Source organism: Streptomyces tauricus, assembly GCF_014650955.1.
Classification (GTDB): Bacteria; Actinomycetota; Actinomycetes; order Streptomycetales; family Streptomycetaceae; genus Streptomyces; species Streptomyces tauricus.
This window is the reverse complement of the sequence record NZ_BMVY01000007.1, coordinates 67,268-88,545: the sequence shown is the minus strand read 5'-3', so window position 1 is coordinate 88,545 and position 21,278 is coordinate 67,268. Positions and strand designations below refer to the sequence as shown.

At 72.1% G+C, this 21,278-nt stretch carries 14 protein-coding genes; 6 read left to right on the top strand and 8 right to left on the bottom strand.

What is annotated here, in order from left to right; genetic code table 11:
• The 8 genes from IE278_RS13980 to IE278_RS13945 all read right to left on the bottom strand — a co-directional run bounded on the left by IE278_RS13980 (position 1) and on the right by IE278_RS13945 (position 14,643).
• Entirely contained in the window at positions 1-4,896 is a 4,896-nt protein-coding gene (locus tag IE278_RS13980; protein WP_189772193.1) for a type I polyketide synthase, read from the bottom strand.
• The gene (locus tag IE278_RS13975; RefSeq protein ID WP_189772191.1) at positions 4,889-7,063 is read right to left on the bottom strand and encodes a non-ribosomal peptide synthetase; all 2,175 of its coding nucleotides are present in this window, start codon (positions 7,061-7,063) and stop codon (positions 4,889-4,891) included. Before IE278_RS13975 ends, IE278_RS13980 begins: the two co-directional genes overlap by 8 nt.
• Entirely contained in the window at positions 7,060-8,112 is a 1,053-nt protein-coding gene (locus IE278_RS13970) for a zinc-dependent alcohol dehydrogenase (RefSeq protein WP_189772189.1), read from the bottom strand. Before IE278_RS13970 ends, IE278_RS13975 begins: the two co-directional genes overlap by 4 nt.
• Positions 8,109-9,494: a Coenzyme F420 hydrogenase/dehydrogenase, beta subunit C-terminal domain gene (locus tag IE278_RS13965; RefSeq protein WP_189772187.1), complete on the bottom strand. Its 1,386-nt coding sequence runs from the start codon at positions 9,492-9,494 to the stop codon at positions 8,109-8,111. The genes IE278_RS13970 and IE278_RS13965 overlap by 4 nt, the downstream gene beginning before the upstream one ends.
• Positions 9,491-10,837, bottom strand: a complete 1,347-nt coding sequence (locus IE278_RS13960; protein ID WP_189772185.1) for an aspartate aminotransferase family protein — start codon at positions 10,835-10,837, stop codon at positions 9,491-9,493. Before IE278_RS13960 ends, IE278_RS13965 begins: the two co-directional genes overlap by 4 nt.
• Positions 10,837-12,369, bottom strand: coding sequence for a 3-phosphoshikimate 1-carboxyvinyltransferase (locus tag IE278_RS13955; RefSeq protein ID WP_246570306.1), 1,533 nt, complete (start codon positions 12,367-12,369; stop codon positions 10,837-10,839). Before IE278_RS13955 ends, IE278_RS13960 begins: the two co-directional genes overlap by 1 nt.
• A 309-nt stretch (positions 12,370-12,678) precedes the next feature.
• Entirely contained in the window at positions 12,679-13,698 is a 1,020-nt protein-coding gene (locus IE278_RS13950; protein ID WP_189772181.1) for a ketoacyl-ACP synthase III family protein, read from the bottom strand.
• A 141-nt stretch (positions 13,699-13,839) separates the two neighbouring features.
• Positions 13,840-14,643: a class II aldolase/adducin family protein gene (locus tag IE278_RS13945; protein ID WP_189772179.1), complete on the bottom strand. Its 804-nt coding sequence runs from the start codon at positions 14,641-14,643 to the stop codon at positions 13,840-13,842.
• A gap of 371 nt (positions 14,644-15,014) precedes the next feature.
• Here IE278_RS13945 and IE278_RS13940 point away from each other — a divergent pair, with 371 nt between their 5' ends.
• From IE278_RS13940 to IE278_RS13915, 6 genes are all read left to right on the top strand, one after another.
• Positions 15,015-16,676 carry a DUF885 domain-containing protein gene (locus IE278_RS13940; RefSeq protein ID WP_189772177.1) on the top strand — a complete coding sequence of 554 codons (1,662 nt, stop codon included), beginning with the start codon at positions 15,015-15,017 and terminating at the stop codon, positions 16,674-16,676.
• Positions 16,677-17,106: 430 nt separating this feature from the next.
• Positions 17,107-18,699 carry an AMP-binding protein gene (locus IE278_RS13935; RefSeq protein WP_189772175.1) on the top strand — a complete coding sequence of 531 codons (1,593 nt, stop codon included), beginning with the start codon at positions 17,107-17,109 and terminating at the stop codon, positions 18,697-18,699.
• A complete protein-coding gene (locus tag IE278_RS13930) occupies positions 18,696-18,986 on the top strand; it encodes an acyl carrier protein (protein ID WP_189772173.1) in 291 nt (96 codons plus the stop codon). The genes IE278_RS13935 and IE278_RS13930 overlap by 4 nt, the downstream gene beginning before the upstream one ends.
• Before the next feature lie 9 nt (positions 18,987-18,995).
• Positions 18,996-19,373 (top strand): ectoine synthase, encoded by a 378-nt coding sequence (locus IE278_RS13925; protein WP_189772171.1) that lies wholly within the window; start codon positions 18,996-18,998, stop codon positions 19,371-19,373.
• A 21-nt stretch (positions 19,374-19,394) separates the two neighbouring features.
• Positions 19,395-20,576: an acyl-CoA dehydrogenase family protein gene (locus IE278_RS13920; protein ID WP_189772169.1), complete on the top strand. Its 1,182-nt coding sequence runs from the start codon at positions 19,395-19,397 to the stop codon at positions 20,574-20,576.
• Positions 20,573-21,277 carry a transglutaminase-like domain-containing protein gene (locus IE278_RS13915; protein ID WP_189772167.1) on the top strand — a complete coding sequence of 235 codons (705 nt, stop codon included), beginning with the start codon at positions 20,573-20,575 and terminating at the stop codon, positions 21,275-21,277. Before IE278_RS13920 ends, IE278_RS13915 begins: the two co-directional genes overlap by 4 nt.
• Position 21,278 lies beyond the last annotated feature (1 nt).

Below are 21,278 nucleotides of genomic sequence, written 5' to 3'. Positions count from 1 at the left end.
TCAGGCCTCCTTGACCCGGTCGTCGGTGGGGTCTTCGGTCCGGTCCTGGGTCCGGTCCTGGGTCCTGTCTTCGGTCCTGTCTTCGGTCCGGTCCTCGGTCCGGTCCTGGGTCCGGCCCTCGTGCGGTGCTTCCGACAGCACCTCGGACAGGAGCCGCTCCGCCTCCTCGGGGGCCAGCGCGGCCAGTTCGGCCGCCAGCGCCTCGGTCGTGTCGTCGTCCGCCCCGGTGGCCGGCCCGGTGTCCGCGCGGGCCTCCAGGCGTTGCCGGACGGCGTCGGCCAGCGCCGCGGGCGTCGGTTCGGACAGCACGTCGGCCAGCGGCACCTCCACATCGAAGTACCGGCGGACGTCGGACAGCAGCCGCACGATCAGGAGCGAGTCGCCGCCGTGCTCGAAGATGTCCGCCTCCGGCGACAGGTCCTCGCTGCCGAGCGCCTCCGCGATCAGCCGGGTCACCTGGGCGGTGAGATCTCCGGCGTCCGGGCCGGTGTCCGGCAGGTCCGGGCCGGATGCCGCGGACCCGTCGGCGGGCCGGCCGATCCGGGGGTCCCGCACCCACTGGTCGAGCCGGTGTCCGATGTCCCAGGTGGACACCGCCACATGGGAGACGTCGCGCAGGGTCAGCAAGCGGCGGACGGCTTCCAGGCCCTCCTCGGGCTGGATCGCCTTGTCGTCCATGCTCCGGCCGATCGCGGACAGGGCCCGCTTCTCGTCCTGGTGGTGCTGCCACACGTCCCAGGCGGCGCTGATCCAGACGGTGCGGTCGAGGTCCCGGTTGGCCCGTTCGGCGGCGGCGTCCATGAAGTGGTTGGCGGCGCCGTAGGCCAGCAGCCGCAGTCCGCCCAGGACGCCGGCCAGCGAGGAGAGCAGCAGGCAGAAGTCGATCTCGCGGTCGGCCAATACCTCCTCCAGGGCGATCTGGCCGTGCGCCTTGGGCACGAAGTGCCATCGGCACTGTTCCCTGCCGGACTCGGTGATCGGGCGATCCCAGCGCTCGCCGGGCAGGCCCGCGGCGTGGACCACGCCGTGCAGTGCCCCGTAACGTTCCTCGACACGCTCCACCGCCGTCCGCAGCGCTCGCGCATCGGCCACGTCGGCGTGCACCAGGAACGTGGTGGCGCCGGCGTCCTCCAGGGCGCGCAGGCGGCCGATCCGCAGAGCGGTCTCGTCGTCGGCCTCGTGATCGGCGAGCCACGCGTCCCATTCCGCGCGGTCGGGCAGCGGATCGCGGGTCAGCAGCGCGAGGCGGGCCCCGGTCTCCCGGTGCAGCCAGTGCGCGAGGGTCGAGCCGATCTCGCCGAGGCCGCCGGTGATCAGGTAGACGCCCTCCGGCCGCAGCCGCGAGGAGGCCTCGGCCGACCAGTCCGCGCGCACCGGCCGCAGGTCCGCCACCCAGCGCCTGCCGCCGCGCAGGGTCACCGCCAGCTCGGGCGGCCGGGTGCCGGCGATCTCCGCGGCCAGCGTGCGCAGCGACCGGTCGTCGGGTTCGGCGGGCAGGTCGAAGTGGCGGGCGCCGATGTTGCCGTGCTCCTGGCCGATGACCCGGGCGGCGAGTGCCAGGGGCGCCAGTTCGGCGACGGGCTCGGGGTCGGCGGGGCCGACGGCGTAGGCCCCGGCGCTGATGATGTCGAGTTGGACGGGGTAGGTGACGCCGTGCGCGCTGAGCGCCTTCACCAGGGCGATGAGGCTGTACAGCCCGTGGCGCTGGGCCTGTTCGAACCGTGCCACGCCCCGTTCGGGCGACAGCGCGGTGGTGGACCAGGCGTGCACCATGTGTCCGGGGAGCCGGTCCTCGGCGAGGAGTTCGGCGACGAGGCGGTGGTGGTCCTCCTCGGAGTCGGGCCGCACGGTGAAGGCGGCGCCGTCGCGGGAGTAGCCGCTGCCGGCGGTGACCGTCACCACCTCACCGGTGAAGGAACGCGCCGCGAGCCGGGCGGCGACACCGGCTGTACGCGTACCCGTGCCTGTGCCCGTACTCGTACGCGTACCCGGGCCCGCGTTGGTCTCGGTCTCGGCGTCCGTATCGGCGAAGAGCAGCACCGGCCCGGTGACCGGAGCGGGCTCGGCGTCGAGTGTGCCGACGGCCTGGTGCCACACCGGCGCGGTGAACCACTCGTCAAGCGGCAGCTTGGGCACGGCGGTGGGGCTGCCGCCGCCCGTCCCGGAGAGGGCGCCCGAGCCGGGCTCGACCCAGTAACGGGTGCCCTCGAAGGGGTAGGTGGGCAGCGGGACCTTACGACGCCCCCGGCCGGCGTAGTAGCCCTGCCAGTCCGGGGTCAGGCCGACCGCCCACAGGCGGCCCAGCGCCGCGGTCAGCGCGGTGAGGTCGGCGGCGGGGTCCTTGCCGCGGGCGGCGGAGGTGATCACCGGCATACCGGTCTCCCGGTCCGGGTGGCGCCGGGTGTAGGTGGCCAGGGTGTGCCCGGGGCCCACCTCGACGAAGACCTGGTCCCCTTCGGTGAGCGCCGTGGCCACGTCGTCCGCGAACCGTACCGGCGCGCGGAGGTGGGCACCCCAGTAGGCGGGGTCGGTGGCTTCCTCGTCGCGGATCCAGGTGCCGGTCAGATTGGACAGGAAGGGAATCCGCGGGCGGCGCAGCTCGACCTCGCGCAGCAGCAGGGTGAGGGGTTCCACCGCCGGTTCCATCATCGCCGAGTGGAAGGCGTGGGAGGTGGCGACCTTGCGGTGGGTGATGCCGTCGGCGGTGAGTTTGGCGGTGAACGCCCGCATGGCGTCGTGACTTCCGGCCACCGTGCACACGGTGGGCTCGTTGACCGCCGCGAGATCCACCCCGTCGCCGAGGTACGGGGTCAGCTTGTCGGGGCCCGCCATGACGGCCGCCATCACACCTTCGGGCAGGGCGTCGATCAGCCGGCCCCGCTCGGCGACCACCCGCAGCGCGTCGGGGAGGTGGAACACCCCGGCCAGCGTGGCGGCTACGTACTCGCCGATGCTGTGCCCGATGAGTGCGGCGGGACTGATCCCCCAGGCCAGGTACTGGCGGGCCAGCGCGTACTCGACCGAGAACAGGGCGGGCTGGGTGAGGCGGGTGCGCCTCAGGTCGTACCGCTCGTCCCGGTGGTCGCGCGACACCGGGTGCAGCGCGTCGCGCAGGTCGAAGCCGAGGGAGGGTTCGAGCAGGTGCGCGCACTCGTCGAGGGTCGCGCGGTAGACGGGCAGTTGCTCGTACCAGCCCCGGCCCATGGCGGGGTACTGCGCGCCCTGGCCGGGGAGCAGAAAGGTGACAGGGCGCGGGGCGGGGTGTCCGGAGTCCTGGTAGACGTAACGGGGTTCACCGGTACGCAGCGCGCGGACGGCGGTCCGCCGGTCAGGCGCGGTGACCACGGCCCGGTGGTCGAAGGTGTGCCGCGTGGTGGCCTGGGTGTACGCGGCGTCGTCCAGGTGGATGTCGCCGAGCGAGTTCTCCGGGACGGCGGGGCCAGGTGCGGTGGCCTCCAGGTGGTTCGCGAGTGCCAGGCGTGCCTTCTCCAGCGCGGCCGGGGACTTGGCGGAGACCGGCAGCAGCACCACGGCGGGAGCCGGGGCGGCATCCGGCGTCTCGGCGGCGGCGGGTGGCGCCTCCTCCAGGACCACATGGGCGGTGGTGCCGCCCATACCGGTGGAGGTGACGGCGCAGCGCAGGGCGGAACCGTCGGTCTGCCACGGCTCGGCGGTGGTGGCCACCCGGAAGCGGGAGCCGTCGGCCGCGCACTCCGGGTTCCACGCGGTGAAGTGCGGCATCGGCACGATCGTGCGGTGCCGCAGCATCAGCACGCACTTGATCAGGCCGGCCACCCCGGCCGCGGTGCTCAGGTGGCCGATGTTGGCCTTCACCGATCCCAGGGTGAGTGGTCCGCCGGTGCCGTACGCCTGGCGGGCCGCCGCGAGTTCGATCGGGTCACCCATCCTCGTACCGGTGCCGTGTGCCTCCAGGTAACTGACGGTGGCGGCGTCGACCCCGGCGACGCCGAGGGCCTCGGCGAGTACCGCGGCCTGTCCGGAGACGCCCGGGGCGGTGTATCCCGCGCGGTCGTTGCCGTCGTTGCCCACGGCCGAGCCGAGCAGTACGGCCCACACGGTGTCGCCGTCGGCCAGCGCGTCCTCCAACCGCTTCAGTACGACGACACCGGCGCCGTTGCCGAACACCGTGCCGTCCGCATCGGCGTCGAAGGGCCGTACCCGGCCGGAGGCGGAGGTGATGCCGTCGGGCTCGTACAGGTAACCGGCCTCCTGCGGGAAGCGCAGGGCGACACCGCCGGCCAGCGCCAGGTCGCACTCCTGCGCCAGCAGGCTCTGGGCGGCCAGATGGACGGCGACCAGGGAGGTCGAGCAGGCCGTCTGCACGGCGAGACTGGGGCCGGTCAGTTTGAGGTGGTAGGAGGCACGGGTGGTGAGGTAGTTGGGGTCGTTGCCCATGAGGGTCGCCATGTCCTGCTGCATCCGCTCCAGCGAACCGTTGAAGCCGCGTTCACCGGTCAGCACGTTGTTCAGCAGATACGTGCTGTGCAGCGACCCGGCGAAGACGCCGACGCGGCCCGGGTAGACCTCGGAGTCGTGCCCGCTGTGTTCCATCGCCGCCCAGGCGGTCTGCAGGAACAGCCGCAGCTGCGGGTCCATCCGTTCGGCCTCGCGGGAGCTGAGGAAGAAGAACGAGGCGTCGAAGAGGTCGGCGTCCTCGACGACCGCGCCCCGGCGCACATGGCGGCTGTCGGCGAGGGTCCCCGCGGAGACGCCCGCCGCCTTCAGCCGCTCGTCGTCGAGGTCGGTGATGTGCTCGGTGCCCGCGAGCAGGTTCTGCCAGTAGTCGTGCGGGTTCCGGGCGCCCGGCAGCCGGCAGTCCATGCCGACGACGGCGATGCGTCCGGCCGGGAAGGGGGCTTCCTGAATCTCAGTCATGCGTGCCTCCTGGGGCGGTGCGGCGCTGATCGCCGACGGGCGGAGTGGGATGGATGGTGAATCGGGCGGTGGTGGGTTGGGTCGTGGTGGGTTGGACGGTGGGTTCGGAGCGGGCGGCGGTACGGGCCGCCTGCCGGCGCGGTACGCGGGCGGTACGGCGGCGCAGGCCGCGGGCGGACCCCTGGGCGGCGTCGCCGGACGGCGGCCCGGTGCGTTCCGCCGTCAGCCGGGTGACCAGGCCGGACAGGGCGCGGATGGTCGGGGCGCGGTAGAGGTCGGTCATGCGCAGGGCGGGCGCGAGGGAGCGGGTGAGGCGTTCATGGACGGCGGCCATCCGCAGGGAGGTGCCGCCCAGATCGAAGAAGTTCTCCTCGGGGCCGGGTGCCCGCACACCGAGGACGTCCCGCCAGGCCTCGGTGACGGCTTCCTCCACCGGCCCGTGGGCCGTCGCCCCCCGCGCGACCGCCCCCGGCGCCCCTGGTCCGGAACGCGCGGATCCGGTCGCCGTGAGCGGATCGGGCAGGGCCGCGCGGTCGATCTTGTGGTTGGCCGTCAACGGCAGTTCACGCAGCGGTACATAGGCGGTGGGCACGGCGTGATCCGGAAGCACACGGCGCAACTCGGCTCGTAGCGCTGCGGGTTGAAGCCCCGAACCGCTCTCCGACACCACGTAGGCGGCGAGTTGACGCTCCCCCATGCCGTCGGTGTACGGCGCCACCACCGCCTCGCGCACCTGCCCGAGCTGCTTGAGGGCGGCCTCCACCTCGCCGGGCTCCACCCGGATCCCGGAGATCTTGACCTGCGTCCCCCGGCGCCCACTGAGCAGCAGCGTCCCGTCGTCCAGCCGCCTGGCCAGATCGCCCGTACGGTACGTCCTCCCGTCAGGGGCGGCGCCCGGGGCAAGGTAGTCGCTGACGACGACGAGCTCGCCCTCGCCCGGCCCGTGGACCGTGCGGCCGTCGTCGTCGACGAGCCGGACCTCCGTCTCGGGCACCGCCCGGCCCAGCGGGAACACCCCGGTGGGCGGCCGGTGGGCGGGGTCGGCGACCCGCAGCAGGGCGCAGGAGCACTCCGTGGAGCCGTAGGCCCCGGCCACCCGGCAGTGCGGCTCGAAGTGGCGGCGGCAGGCGTCGAGGTCGGCGAGGTGGAGCGTGTCGCCGCCGAGGGCCAGCATGCGCATGGCGGGCAGCCGGGCTCCACGGGTCTCCATGGCACGCGTCAGGGCCCGGAAGACCGGCAGTGTGGAGTGGTACACGGTGACCTGCTCGTCGGCCAGCCACTCCAACAGGCCGGTGACACCGAGCGCCTTGAGGTCCACCGGGTAGAGCGCGGCCCCGTTCAGGAGCGCGGCGAAGGTGTCCTGGACCGCCGAGTCCCAGCTGTACGCGGACTGCAGGGAGAGCCGGTCGAGGGGGCCGACCCGCAGCCCGTCGGTCCAGACGCGGGTGTGGTGCAGCACGTTGCGATGCGTCTGCGTGACGGGCTTGGGGCGGCCGGTGGAGCCCGAGGTGAAGAGAACGTACGCCTCCGACTCCGGGCGCACGGGACTCCCTCGCAGCGGGAGGCTGTGCGGCGGGAGAGGGCTGTCCGGCAGGAGAGGCCCCTCCTGCCGGAGGTAGTCGTCCCGTACGGGCTCGTGTCGGGCCAGGTCCGCGTACGAGAGCACCGGGCCGAGGCCGGGGCCAGAGCCGGAGCCGGAGCCGAGGCCGGGGCCAGAGCCGGAGCCGGAGCCGGGGTCGGGCTGTTCGTCGGTGATCAGCTGGGCCGACCCCATGTGCCCGGGGCCCGCGACGAGCGTACGGATGCCCGCGTCGGCGGCCATGCCGGCCAGTCGCGGCAGCGGATAGGCGGCGTCCAGCGGCACGTAGGACAGCCCGGCGCGCAGCGCGCCGAGAAGGGCCGCGATCATCTCGGCGCCGTGCGAGAAGAGCAGTCCGACCCGGTCTCCGGGGCGCAGACCGGCGTCGAGCAGCGCGCCGCTCACCCGGGCGGACAACTCCGCGGTCCGCCGGTAGGTCCAGCGGACGTCCGGGGTGACGACGGCCTCCCGGTGGGGGAAGGTCTCGGCGGTCCGCAGGAAGCGGTGGATCAAGGTACCCGCACGGTCGGCGTCCGGGAACGGGCGGTGGCCGGTGTCCACGGTGGATACCGGAACGGTGTCGGTCATGTGCGGCTCTCCTCGGCCGGTTCGTAGGCGAAGACCACCGCCGGGTGGGCGGGACGTCCTCGCAGTTCGGCGTACGCGTCGGCGGCCTGCTCCAGCGGTAGCCGGGGAAGGCCCATCCGGTCCGGGCGGATGGCCCCGTCGGCGATCAGGTCCAGGGCCCGCTGCAGGTTCTCGGTGACGGTCGCCTGTCCCCGCGGCGGGGTGACGTCGGTGTAGCCGCGGGCGTAGGCGAAGTCGCGGTATCCCGCTCCGCAGCGGGCCGCGTACCGCAGGTCCAGGTTGCCCAGGTCGACGCTGAACTCGACCCGCGCGGCGAAACGTCCCACGCCGACCACCCGTGGCCGGACGGGAGCGCGGGAGGCCCAGCGGGCCGCCTGGGCCAGGGTGTCGCTCGCCTCTCCGGTACCGCAGAGGAAGACGCAGCGGGAACTCCCGGCCGGGGCCGGCGGGCCGGGCGGGAAGGGCGTCTCCCACACCGGCACGCCCAGCGCCCCGGCCGTACGCAGACGGCCGGCGTGCAGGTCGGTGACGGTGACCCGGTGCCCGGCCGCGGCGGCGGTCTGGGCGATCAGCAGTCCGACCATGCCCGCGCCGACGACCGCGACCTCGTCCCCGGGCCGCAGTTCGGCGCGGTCGACGGCGTGCACGGCGGTGGCGGCCAGGTTGGCCACGACCGCGTCGGCCAGGTGCACGGTGTCGGGCACGCGTCGGCACAGCCGGTAGGGCACGACGACCACATCGCCGTGGGTGGCCTCGCCCCAGCCCATCGCGGTCACCCGGTCGCCCACGGCGAAGCCGGTCGCGCCGGGGCCGACGGCTTCCACCGTGCCCGCCGAGCAGTAGCCCAGCGGGAAGGTCTCACCGGTGCCCATCAGCCGGTCCAGGTAGTGCAGTTCGGTGCCGGGACTGATCAGGCTGTACGCCGCGCGGATGCGCAACTCACCGGTGCCGACCGGTCCGACGCCCACCTCGACCGGCTCGGGCAGCGCGCCCCGGCCGGCCAGCAGCCGTCGCGACAGGACCGGACGGGTGTCGACGGCGGGGGTCATCGGTCACTCCCTCGTTCGGCGGCGGTCAGCCGCTCCGACGGCCGGTCTGCCGGCCGCTTCGTCGGCCGGTCCGGCTGCCGGTCCGTCCTGTGCTCCGCCGACCGATCCGACGCCCGGTCCCTCGTCCGATCCGACGCACGGTCCGCCGACCGATCCGACGTACCATCCGTCGCCCCGTCCTGGCCGGGTACGGCGAGCCATCGCTCGTCCGGGACGATGTCCAGTTCCTCGCGGTGACCGGGGATCGGGCCGTGCGGTACGGGCCTGCCGGACCTCTCGTACGAGGCGCGGCGGTTGCGTTTGCGCTCCAGGCCGAGGTTGAGCCCGGACAGGTCCGTGGGGCTGCCGGTGAAGAAGCCGTGGTCCCGGGCCGCGGCGACCGCGGCGGCACCGGCCTCGGTACGGACGAACACCCGGCCGTGCTTCAGCTCGCGCGCCCCCTCCACGCTGGCGGCGAAGATGTTGGGATCGCCGTCGCTGACACTGACGTCGGCCAGACCCGACAGCCAGTCCCCGCACGCCAGACAGCGGTACGTCTTGTTCTTCGCGAAGTCCCGTACGGCCTGCCAGAACGCCACCCGGTGGTCGCCGCCGTCCCGGGTGCCGATCGCGATCTCACCGGGGTAGTCGCCTTCGCGGTAGCGGAGCCGGACCACGGAGTCGACCGGGACCAGCGCGCGTTCCTCGATGACGGCCCGGGTGCCCTCGGGGCGGGTGCTGGACGAGCAGGCGGGTTCGACCGCGAGCACGACGTGGTCGCGGGCCCAGCGACCGGCGGCGGTATCCATGGCCTGGAGCTTGCGCAGCGCCTGGATGTGGCAGGCGACACCGACCACGGCCACGTCGGCGTCGGGTTCGGTGAGCATCACGTCCCGGAGCGCGCCCAGGTAGGGGGCGAGCTGGTACGTGGACTGCGCGGTCTCCGCCAGCATCCCCGGCTCCCGGATCAGGGCGGGGGCGGCCCGCCAGGGCTGCTCCGGGTCCCGGCCCATCGTCAGTACGACGTCCGTGCCGAGCACCGCGAGGGCGGTCTGCAGGAGTGCGGTGAGGCTGCCGCCGCTCGCGGACGCCTCGAAGACGAGGGGGTCGAGCGCGTGGCCGGCGAGCACCTCGGAGAAGATGCCGGTCCACCGTTCCCCCGGGGTACGGCTCCGGCCGAACAGCCTTGTCTCGGCGGCCGGGGTGCCCGGGTCCGCGCCGGGACAGACGTCCAGGCAGTCGCGGCAGTCACCGCAGTCGGACTCGGTCCAGGACGGTTCGGTGAGGACCGGTTCAAGGCCCGAGAAGCCCACCACCCCGGCCGGGCAGGCGAGTTGGCAGGCGCCGCACACGGTGCACAGGTCGTTCTGCAGGACGGCTTCGGAGAGTTGCTGGAACGTCATCGCAGGGCCCCTCCCCGATCGGCGTCTCGCCGGTCCACATTTCGCCGGTCCGCGTCTCGCCGGTCCGCGTCGGAGACCGCGGTGGTGAGGCCGTCGAGGAGGAACCCCAACTCCTCCTCCGTCAGCAGGGCAGGGGGGACGACCTTGACCGTGGCGCCTTCGGCTCCCCCGCCGAACAGCAGCAGCCGGGCCTGTGACGCGGCCTCGATGACGGCCTTGGCGCGGGCCGGGTCGGGTCGGCCGTGCCGCGTGCAGTCGAAGGCCGCCAGGGCCCCGGCGGTGCGCACGGAGGTCATCCACGGGTGGTCGGCGGCCAGTTTGCCGAGCCGGTCGTCGAGCCGTTGCCCCAGGGTCCGGGCCCTGGCCGGCACGTCCTGGGCGACCAGGGTGTCGAGGACCGCCGAGGCGGCGGCGCAGCACAGCGGACTGCCAGAGTACGTCGACGTCTGCACCCCTGGGGGCAGCGCGTCCATGACCCGCTGTTCGCCCAGTACGGCACTGACGGGGAAGCCGTTGCCCAGCGTCTTGCCGACCAGGGTCAGATCGGGGGTCTCGGCCATGAGTTCGGCCGTGAACATCCGCCCGGCACGGCCGAGTCCGGTGTAGATCTCGTCCAGCACCAGCAGGGCGCCCCGGTCGTGCGCGGCCCGGGCGATCCGGTCCAGCAGTGCCGGGGCGACGGTCAGTATCCCCTCGGTGACCTGGATCGGCTCCAGGACGACGGCGGCCACTCCCCCGTGGAGTTCGGCCTCGTCCAGTGCCGCGGTCAGGTCCGCCAGGAAGGCCGCCGTTCCGCCCGATGCCTCAACACCTGGGCGCGGACCGTCCTCGTACGCTCGCCGGGGATCGGGCAGCGCGGCGGTGAACACCGGACCGGGCGACCCGGCGCTGAACTGCTTGAACTCGGCCCGCCAGGTCAGTGCCAGGGCCCCGGCGGTCTTGCCGTGGTAGGCGTGGCGGAAGCTGACGACGGACCGGTGTCCGGTCGCCGCGCGGGCCACTTTCAGAGCGGCCTCGACGGCTTCCGCGCCGGTCACGGTGGGCAGCACCGCGGGCTCCCGGTACGGGGACAGCTCGCCCAGTCGCCGGACCATCCGTGTACGCGGGTCGGAATTCAGCTTGCAGCCGGTGTGGACGAGCCGGGTCAACTGGGCGGCGGCGGCCTCGACGACCGCCGGATGCTGGTGGCCCAGGGTGGCCGCCCCGCTGCCGGAGGTGCCGTCGAACCAGGCGGTGCCGTCGGCGGTACGCAGCCAGGGGCCCCGGCCGGAGCTGAACGCGGGGCCCGCCGTGGTGCCGGTCGACCGCGCTTCGTACGCCGTCCGTAATCGATTGCTGTTCATCACAGGGTGACCTCATGGATCGCGGCGCCGACCGCCCGCAGGACGTCGGTGAAGCCAGGGAAGGACGTGGTGTGGCAGGCGCCGCCGGTGATCGTGGTGCGCCCGGGCAGAGCGGTGGCCAGGGTGGCCGCGGCCATGGCGATGCGGTGATCCTCGAAACCGGGCACGGTCCGGGCGGACAGCACGGCGCTGCCGCCCTCCCGGGGCCCGCCCTCGCGCGGCCCGCTCACCCGCGGGCCGCCTGCCCACAGGCCATCCCCCGTCGGGCCATTCACCGTCGGTCCGTCCGCCCCCCGGCCGTGCACCGTCAGGCCGTCCGGTTCCACGGTGACGCGCGCGCCGAAGGCGGTGGCCATCCGCGCGGTCGTGATGAGCCGGTCCGTTTCCTTGAACCGCAGTTCTCCGGCGCAGCGGATCCTCGAAGTGCCGGGCAGCCGGGTCGCGACCGCGGCGAGCAGCGGCACCTCGTCGATCAGGGCGTGCAGGGTCCCGGGATCGTCGGCCGTCACCGCCCTGACGCCGTCAAGCCCGGCCCTCGTGACGACCGTACCGACAGGTTCGCCGCCCGCGGTGGTGCGCAGGTCCTGGTAGTCGATGGCTGCCCCGGCGCGGCGCAGGACGTCGAAGAAGCCGGTCCTGGTGGGGTTCAGGCAGACGCCGGGGATCCGCAGTTCTCCGCCGTCGCCCCGCAGCAGATGTGCGGCGACCGGGTAGGCCGCCAGCGACGGGTCGCCGGGAACCTCGATGTCCGAGGGCACGGAGCAGGGGCCGCCGTCGTAACCGACCACGCCGGGACCCTCGGTCAGCCGCGCTCCGAACGCGGCGAGCATCCGCTCGGTGTGGTCCCGTGAGCGGACGGGGTGGCACAGTTCGGCCGGTACGCCGGCCGCGACCGCGCCGAGCAGGACCGCCGAACGGGCCTGGGCGCTGCCGACGGCCAGCTCCACCCGCCGGGAGCGGTGCACCCTGCCGCCCACGAGCACCGGCAGTCGACCGGGGTGGCCCAGGTAGCGGATTTCCGCGCCCAGTTCGTTGAGAGGGGTGACGATCCAGTCCATGGGGCGGTGCCGCAGCACCTCGTCCCCGTCCACGACGGCACCGCGGCCGATGCCCGCGAGCACCCCGATCAGCAGCCGGGCGGCCGCGCTGGAACCCGCGGTCTCCAGATAGGGGATGCCGTCCGGCCCCTGCGTGATTCCGTCCGGCCAGTGCGGGATCCCGTGGTGGGGGCGCACCTCCTGGGGGACGGGGGCGGCGCGGCGCACGGTGAGGACGTCTCCCTCGACGAGGGTGTCCAGACCCAGCGCCCGCAGGGCCGGGAGGAGCGCGCGGACCGCGCCGCCCAGATTGGCGTTGCGGATCGTGAGCCGCCGCGGCGCGCCGGGGAGCAGGGCGGCCAGCAGCGCGCGGTGGCTGACCGACTTGTCGCCGGGCACCTGAACGGCGGTTGCCGCGGCGCTTGTTCTGCCGCCCTCCACGACGAGGTCGGGCGAGATGGTCGCGGGCCTGTCATGACCCTTCACTTCCAGCACGGACACACTCCCATGGCGACCGGACAAGATCGGCCGCCGGAATCGAGACGGACTGGGCGGCACCGCTCGGTGCGCGGCCGCCCGGCGGCACGAGGCCGCTGCAGGTGTAAGGGGGATTCGTGCACGAGGTGCGCGCGTACGAGGTGTGCGTGTACGCGGTGTTCGGGTGCACGGTGTTCGGGTGCACGGTGTTCGGGTGCACGGTGTTCGCGCATGACGTTCGTGCGCGATGTTCGTGCGAACGCGCCTAGGGGGGCCGAGGCAGGGGGCCGCCGCTCATGCTGCGGAAGGCCGGCCGGTCTCGCTCGGTCAGTGTGTCCAGACGGGCAGTTCGGTGATCTCCAGCACCGCGGCGGTCCACACGAAGCCGACGCCCATGCCGACCATCAGTACAAGGTCACCCTCGTGCAAAACACCGGTACGCACCTGGTGTTCGAGTGCAAGGAACTGGTCGCTGTTGGCGAGGTGGCCGATGCGCCTGCCCCACTGCCAGGCGGTGCGTTCCACGGGAAGCCCCAGCGGCTGCAGGAACACCCGGGTGAGCATCTCGTGTCCCAGGTTCGACACCAGCACCTGGGCGATGCCGTCCAGTTTGGTGCCCGCCTCGGACAGCGCGCACTCCACCGCGGCGACGACCTGGGCCTCGAAACGGCGCTGCACCTCGGCCGGTGGAGTGGTGCGCAGGAAGGCCTTCTTGGCCGGGGCGGCGTCCAGGGGTTTGCGCCGCAGTGTCGCCGACGCCAGCGACCCCTCGCCCCGGTGCATCTGTTCCAGCTCGGAGTCGGCCCGTGTCGCGACGCCGAGGACACGGGCGGTGCCCCGTCCGCGGGACATCACGACGGCTGCCGCGCCGTCGCCGAAGACCATGCCCTTGTTCGTCCGCCAGCGGTCGAAGTCGCCGTCGAACCGGTCCGCGCACGTGAGCAGCACCGCCGTGTCCGCGTGCTGCCCCAGGTGGTTCCTGGCCAGGCCGAGCGCGAACAGGCCGCCGTTGCAGCCCTGCTGGATCTCCAGTGCCGGGGCTCCGGCACCGACGGCGTACCGTTCGACGTACGACGCCGCGGCCCAGCCCTCCGGGCCCTGGCGGTACGCGGTGGCGTGCAGCAGGAGGCTGACGTCCTGCGGGCGGTGCCCGGAGCGCGACAGTGCCTGCCGGCCCGCTCTGACAGCCATCTCGGCCGGTGAGAGCAGGGTCTCCACGGCCACCGCGTCCAAGCGGTCCTTGGCGTTCCAGGCCCGTTCGTAGCGGCCGTCCGCGACCGCTTCCGTCACCGTGGTCCGGTCGGCGGGCACGTAGCCGCCGATGCCGGAGAGGTAGACGTCGTCCACTGTTCGCGACCCCCGTTGGTCGTCATGGATCCCGGCCGTCACTGATCCCGGCCGTCATCGGTCTTGGTAGTCACAGGTCTCGGTCGTCATAGGTCAACGGCCGTGATCGTCGGCGCACTCGACCGTCGGCCGACTCGGCCGTCACCGGTCGAACAGGTCGGGCTCCTCGTGGAGGACCTGGTCCCGCAGCGGCTGGAAGTTGATCCAGCCCATGTCGTCGTTGCCGAGCTGGTCCCGTGCCGCGCAGGCGGTCCTGTGGTCGATGTGGACCACCCGGCCTGCGGCCTTGGCCAGCAACTGCGCCTGGCAGGAGCGCTCCATCGTGATGAACCACCAGGCGGCGGCCTCGACGGAGCGCCCGACGGTGAGCAGCCCGTGGTTGCGCAGGATGACCGCCTTGTGGTCACCGAGTGCGGCGGCGATGCGCTTGCCCTCCTCCAGGTCGGTCACCACGCCGTTGTAGTCGTCGTAGAGACCGTGCGCCTCGTAGAACGCGCAGGCGTCCTGGGTCAGCGGCTCCAGCATCGCGCCCATGGACGCCAACGCCTTGCCGTGGAGGGAGTGGCTGTGCGCCGCGGACACCACCTCGGGGCGGGCGCTGTGGATCCGTGAGTGGATGGCGAACGCCGACTCGTTGACGTGGTGGCGTCCCTCGACCACGGCGCCCTGCCCGTCGACGAGGACCAGGTCGCCCATCCGGATGTGCTTGAAGGAAACCCCGTAGGGGTTGGCCCAGAAAAAGTCCGTGTGTTCCGGATCGCGGGCGGTGATGTGCCCTGCGGTTCCTTCTTCGAAGCCGAACCTGCCGAAGAGGCGGAATGCCACCAGGAGACTCTCCTGTCGGTGTTTCCGTTCTTTCTTTACATCTTTTGCATCCTCGTACGACCGCGGCCAACGAAAGGACAATTGATCTTTCGGTATTGGCTTGAGATCATGAAGACCCATGCGTCGACTCCACCCCCGTGGATTTTGACTGAGCCGATTCTCGCGTATGCCAGGCATCGCCTAGATCGCCTTGGAGGCTACCCCAGAGTCGCCGAGCCGTGTCAATCCCGTTATTGCAAAGAGCGGTTTTGCGAGCGCCTCAATATCATTGCGGACAATGGCCGGATCGAGTTGCCGGAATGATTTCCTCAGGTCGGACAAACCCACCACGAGATACCGCCCGTGGTGTGGAGTCACAGACTCCTCGATGAAATTTCAACATCATGTTTGTCATTTTTTGTCCAGAAAATTCCGATATATCTTCATAGATGATCAGGTAGTGACCCTCAAAGCGGTGGCTGATTCTGCCGCCTGGTCCTTACAGTCGGCATATGCACGCTGCGGTTACTGACTCTGTTCACTCCTTGTGCGACGACTACGTCACCCGCCACGCAGACCTGGACCCGGTCGCCGCCACCGTTCGAGGCATCCCCGGCCAGGAGAGCCGGCTCACCGACTACTCACCCGAGGGCCACCGGGCCCGTCACGAACTGAACACCTCGACACTGCGCGCCGTGGCCGCCGCCCGGCCGCGGGACGCCGCCGAGGCCACCGCCCGCACGGTCTTCGCCGAACGCGTGGGCATGGAGGTGGAGATCCACGACGCCGGACTCGACAGCGCCGCGCTCAACGTCATCGAGAGTCCGGTACAGCTCCTGCGCTCGGTCTTCGACCTGATGCCCACCCGCACCCCGGCCGACTGGGCGGTGATCGCGTCCCGGCTGGCCCGGGTCCCGGAAGCCGTGACGGGCATTCAGGAGGGCCTGCGGTACGCCGCCGCCCGCGGCACGGTGGCGGCGCTGCGCCAGGTCACGGGGTGTGCCGCGCAGTGCGAGAGCTGGGCGGCGGGGTACTTCACCGCGCTGACCGCCGACGCCGACGTGCCGGCCGCGCTCCGCGCGGACCTGGACGCCGGCGTGCGGGCGGCCTCCGCGGCCTACTCCGGACTGGCCCGCTTCCTGCGCACCGAACTGGCCCCGTCGGCACCGGTCAAGGACGCCGTCGGCGCCGACACCTACGCGTTGTGGCTCCGCTATTTCACCGGCGCCGTGCTGGACCCCGTCGAGGTCCACGCCTGGGGCTGGCAGGAGTTCCTCGCCATCAAGGCCGAACTGCGGCGGGTGGCCGACCGGATCGCGCCAGGTGCCGGCCCGCGCGGGGCGGCCGCCGTACTCAATACCGATCCGGCCTGGCTGGCGGAGGGAACGGAAGGGTTCCGGCGCTGGGCACAGGATCTCTCCGACGCCACCTCGGCCGAACTGCGCGGGTCGCATTTCGACATCCCCGCACCCCTGGCGACGCTGGAGTGCCGGATCGCGCCGGCGGGCGGCGGCACGTACTACACCGGCCCCTCGGACGACCTCTCCCGGCCGGGCCGGGTGTGGTGGTCGCTGCCCGCGGGCCGGTCCCACCACCCCACCTGGCGCAAGGTCACCACCGTGTACCACGAGGGCGTTCCCGGCCATCATCTGCAGGTCGGCACCGCCGTGCTGCGGGCCGGCCGGCTCAACCGCTTCCAGCGGCTGCTGTGCCATGTGTCGGCCCACAGCGAGGGCTGGGCCCTGTACGCGGAGCGGCTGATGCGGGAACTGGGCCACCTGAAGGACGACGCCGCCCTCATGGGCATGCTGGACGCGCAGCTGTTCCGCGCGGCACGGGTGGTCATCGACACCGGTATGCACCTCGAACTGCCCGTCCCGGCCGGTGTCGGCTTCCGCGAGGGCGAACGCTGGACGCCGGAGCTGGGCCGGGCCTTCCTGCTGACCCGCACGCTCATCGATCCGGGCGGTGTGGACGAGGAGATCGACCGTTATCTGGGCTGGCCGGGACAGGCCCCCTCGTACAAGCTCGGCGAGCGGGTGTGGCGCGCCGCCCGCGACGAGGCCCGCCGCCGCCATGGGCCGGCGTTCGACGCCAAGGTGTTCCACAGCCGCGCGCTGGGTCTGGGCGCCATGGGCCTGGACACGCTGCGCGAAAGTCTGGCGGCCCTGTGAATCACCATTCCGTTTGAGGCTCTTCGCCCATGCATGACAGAGGCGAAGTATCCGTACATCGTGCAGGCCATGCCGTCGATCCACGAATAGGGGGAGCTGTGCGTTTCTCACGGAACTGTATGACCGCCCCATTCCGGGGATCACCGTGGAAGTCCGCTCGGGCGGAGACCGCCAGAAATAATTCACCACGAAGGCAATCCGGGCCCGGCCCGGCCCCGTATACAAGAAGACACTAGGTCTCTGCGGGCTTCTCCGGTTGCCCGCGACCTCTACAGGTCGCCTCAGAACTCTTCAGGGCTCTTCAGGTCTCTTGAGGTTTTCTTGAGGTTCTTCTCCCGCACATCTCCCCAGATCCCCTTCGGCGTACGACCGCCGCTTCACCGGCATGGGGTCGCCCCGAAAGAATCCAGGAATTGGCGGTACGCGCACCATGCTCGATTCCCTCGCGCGGGACATCCTCGCGCACGACCGGCATACACCGGACGCTCCGGCACTGCTGTGGAACGGCACCACGCTCACCTACGGCGATCTTGCCGCTCTCGCGGACACGGCCGCCGTCCGGCTCGCCGCGCCGGACCTCCGCGGGGACGCCCCGGTCGCGGTCCGCGCGGTGAAGTCCCCCGCGTCCATCGCCCTGGTGCTGGCCTGTCTGCTCGCCCGGCGGACCGTTCTGCTGCTCTCCCCCGACCTGGGTCACCTGGCCGCGGCCCGGCTGGCGGAACGGGCGGGCTGCGGCGGCCTGTTGGTGCCGGGCGCGGACGGCGAGGCCGACCTCGAACCGGTCCCGGTCCCGGTTCCGGTGCCCGCCCGGCCGGCGCCACCCGGCGCCGCCCTGCTGCTCACCACCTCGGGCTCGACGCAACTGCCGAAGACCGTCCGTCTGAGCCACACCGCGCTGGACCGGTTCACCCGCTGGGCCGGGAGTGCCTTCCCGCTCGGCCCGGGCCACCGGGTGCTCAGCTACGCCCCGCTGAACTTCGACCTCAGCCTGTTCGACGTCTGGGCGACCCTGCGGCACGGCGGCTGCGTGATCCCGGTGGACCCCGGCCGGGCCGCCGACCCGCGTCACCTGGTGAGGCTGTTCAGGGAGAGCGGGCCCGAGGTCGTCCAGGCGGTGCCGATGCTGTTCCGGCTGCTGGCCGAGGCCGGGACGGACGCGGAGCCCTTCACCTCGGTCCGCCATGTGCTGCTCACCGGCGAGCACACCCCACGTTCCCTGCGCGGCCGGCTGGCGCAGCTTTTTCCCCGGGCCGAGTTCCACAACGTGTACGGCTGCACGGAGACCAACGACAGCCTGCTGTACTCGTGCGGCGCGCGGGAGGCCGCCGACCTGGAGGCGCTGCCGCTGGGCGGTCCGCTGCCGGGCGTCCGGGTCCGGCTGGTCAGCGACGGCCGTGACCTGGACGGTCCTGGCACCGGCGAACTGCTCGTGCACACCCCGTTCCAGGCGGACGGGTACCTGGGCGCGGGGGACCCCGACGACAGGTTCGTACGTCCCGCGCCGGGCATCTCGGAGCCGGTCTGGTTCCGGACCGGCGATCTGGTCCGGCGCGACACCGAGGGCCGGTTGACCCTGGTCGGGCGTGACGACTTCCAGGTCAAGGTGGGCGGCGTCCGGGTCAGCCCGGAGGCCGTGGAACAGGTGGCGCAGAGCCACCCCGAGGTCATGGAGGCCGCGGTGGTCGCACTCGCGGCACCCGGCACCGACACCGGCCCCGGCCCCGGCCCCGGCAATGACACCAGCACCGATCCCGGCCTCGGCACCAACACCCGCCTGCACGCCCTGGTGCGGGTCGCCCCCGACTGCACGGTGACCGGCCTGCACCTGCTCACGCACTGCTCCGCCTGGCTGCCCCGGGCGGCCGTCCCCACCGTTCACCTCACCCGCGAACCGCTGCCCACCGGCATCACCGGCAAGGTCGACCGCGCCCGGGTGCGGTCCGTCCTCACGGCCAGGCTCGCGGCCAGGCACCACACCCACGCCCGTACCGACCGACCCACCCAACCGGAGCCCTCAGCATGAGCCTGCGGCACGAGATCACGCGGCACATCGTCGCCACCTACCTGCCCGACACCTCCGCCGCCGACCTGGAGCCGTCGCTGGACCTGTTCGACACGGGGGTGCTGAACAGTCTCCAGCTGCTGGAGCTCATCGGCTGGCTGCGGGAGCGCTACCGCCTCCCGATCGAGGACCTGGACCTGTCGCTCCAGTCCTTCCGGTCGGTGGCGGCCATCCAGGACTTCATCGAGACGAACACGCCCACCGGCGCCACCTACACGACCGGCACCACCGGCGGAAAGACGCACTAGGGGAACGACATGCTGATACGTACGAAGGAAGAGGCTCTGGTCGTCGAGTGGGGCAACGGCCTGAGCCACCGCCTGCTGCTGCAGGCCGACCGGATGGGCTTCTCCTTCTGTCACACCGTGGTACGTGCGGGCACGAAGTCACGCCTTGAGTACCGCAGGCATCTGGAGGCCTGCTACTGCATCACCGGCCGGGGATGGATCTCCCTGCCCGACGGCAGCGCCACCCACGAGCTGCGCCCGGGCGTCCTGTACGCCCTGGACCAGCATGACGCGCACTTCCTGATCGCCGCGCCGGACGCCGACCTGGAGCTGATCAGCGTCTTCAACCCGCCCCTGCAGGGCGGCGAGCGGCACAACCTCGACCAGGACGAGTTCTCGCACTACTGACGGGTCACCGACGGAGTCACCATGAGGCACTGGACAGACGAGCAGAGGGCGCTGCGGACCACCGCGGAGGCCATCGGCGCGGACGTGGGCGCCGGACACACGGCGCGGGACGCCCGCGGCGAGTTCGCGTGGGACGGCTGGAGACACCTGCGCGACATCGGGCTCTTCGGGACCCCGTTCGACAGCGCCTGGGGCGGCTCGGGCCTCGACCTGCCGACCATGATGTACGTCTTCGAGGGCCTGGGGTACCGCTGTCCCGACGCCGGGCTCGTCTTCTCCGCGTGCACGCACATCGTGAGCACCGGCGTCCCCCTGCAGCGGTTCGGTTCGAAGGAGCTGAAGGCCCGGTATCTGCCGAGGGTGTGCGCGGGCGACGTGATCGGAGCGCACGCGATCACCGAGCCGGACGGCGGCTCGGACGTGCTCGCGATGCGCACCACCGCCAGGCGGGAGGGCGAGGAGTTCGTACTCGACGGCGGCAAGGCCTTCGTGACCAACGGTCCGATCGCCGACCTCGTGGTGGTGTACGCGCGTACCGGTGCTCCCGGACGCCTCGACGGCATCACGGCGTTCCTGGTCCCGACGGACACGCCGGGGGTGGCGCGGGGCCGCCCCCTGGCGAAGATGGGTCTGCGGACGTCACCGCTGTCCGAGCTCTTCCTGACGGACGTGCGGATACCCCGCTCGCAGGTGCTGGGCACGGTCGGATCCGGGTTCCTGGTCCTCGACGAGGTCATGAAGTGGGAGATCCTGTGCGGCTTCGCCGGGATCCTCGGCGAGATGCAGCACCGGCTGGAGCGCTGCGTCGAACACGCCCGCGGCCGTACCCAGTTCGGCCGGCACATCGGCGCCAACCAGGCGGTCTCGCACCGCATCGTCGACATGCAGATAGGCCTGGAGACGTCCAGGAAGTGGCTCTACGACACGGCGGACAAGTTCACCGCGCGGGAGAGCGTCGCCACCGATCTCGCCATCGCCAAGCTGGTGGTGAGCGAGGCCAACGTCTCCTCCGCCCTGGCCGCCGTACAGATCTTCGGGGGACACGGCTACACCGCGGAGTACGGCCTCGAAGGGGATCTGCGCAACGCGATCGCCGGAACGATCTACTCGGGCACCTCCGAGATCCAGCGCGAGCGGCTGGCGGCCTTCCTCGGACTGTCCCGGGCGGCCGACGCCCGGGACGTGAAGGAGCAGACGACATGACGACCGAGACCGGCACGGGGCTGCGGCCCACGCGGTTCCTGGACCACCGGTCGCCGGTGGTACGGGAGTTCGTCGGCGAGGCCCTGCGCACGACGGACCCCGGCAACCCGGTGGACGCCGCGGTGGCCCTCTACTACGCCGTGCGCGACGGCATCCGCTACGACGTGTACGACTGCGACCTGTCCGCCGACGGCCTCAGGGCCAGCAGCGTCATCGAACGCGGCGCCGGGTTCTGCGTCCACAAGTCCATCGTGTACGCCGCCGCGGTGCGCGTTGTGGGGATCGAGAGCCGGCTCGTCTACGCGGACGTGCGCAACCATCTCGCCTCGCCGCGGCTGCGCACGCTGATGGGCGGTGACGTCTTCCGCTTCCACAGCCTGACCTCCGTACGGCTGAACGGCGCCTGGGTCAGGGCGACTCCGGTGTTCAACGCACTGCTGTGCACGCTCTACGGCATCAAGCCGCTCGACTTCGACGGGCGGACGGACAGCTACTACCACCCCTACGACGAGCAGGGCAGGCGCCACATGGAGTTCCTGGCCATGCGGGGCGAGTTCGACGACTTCCCGTACGCGGAGGTCGTCGGCGGCATCCGGGAGGCGCACCCCCTGCTGTTCGCGGGCTCGCACACCACGACCGCGGGCTCGCTCGTGTCCGAGGCCGCCGAGGTGACCGGGACGACCCCGGTGGAGGGACCCTGAC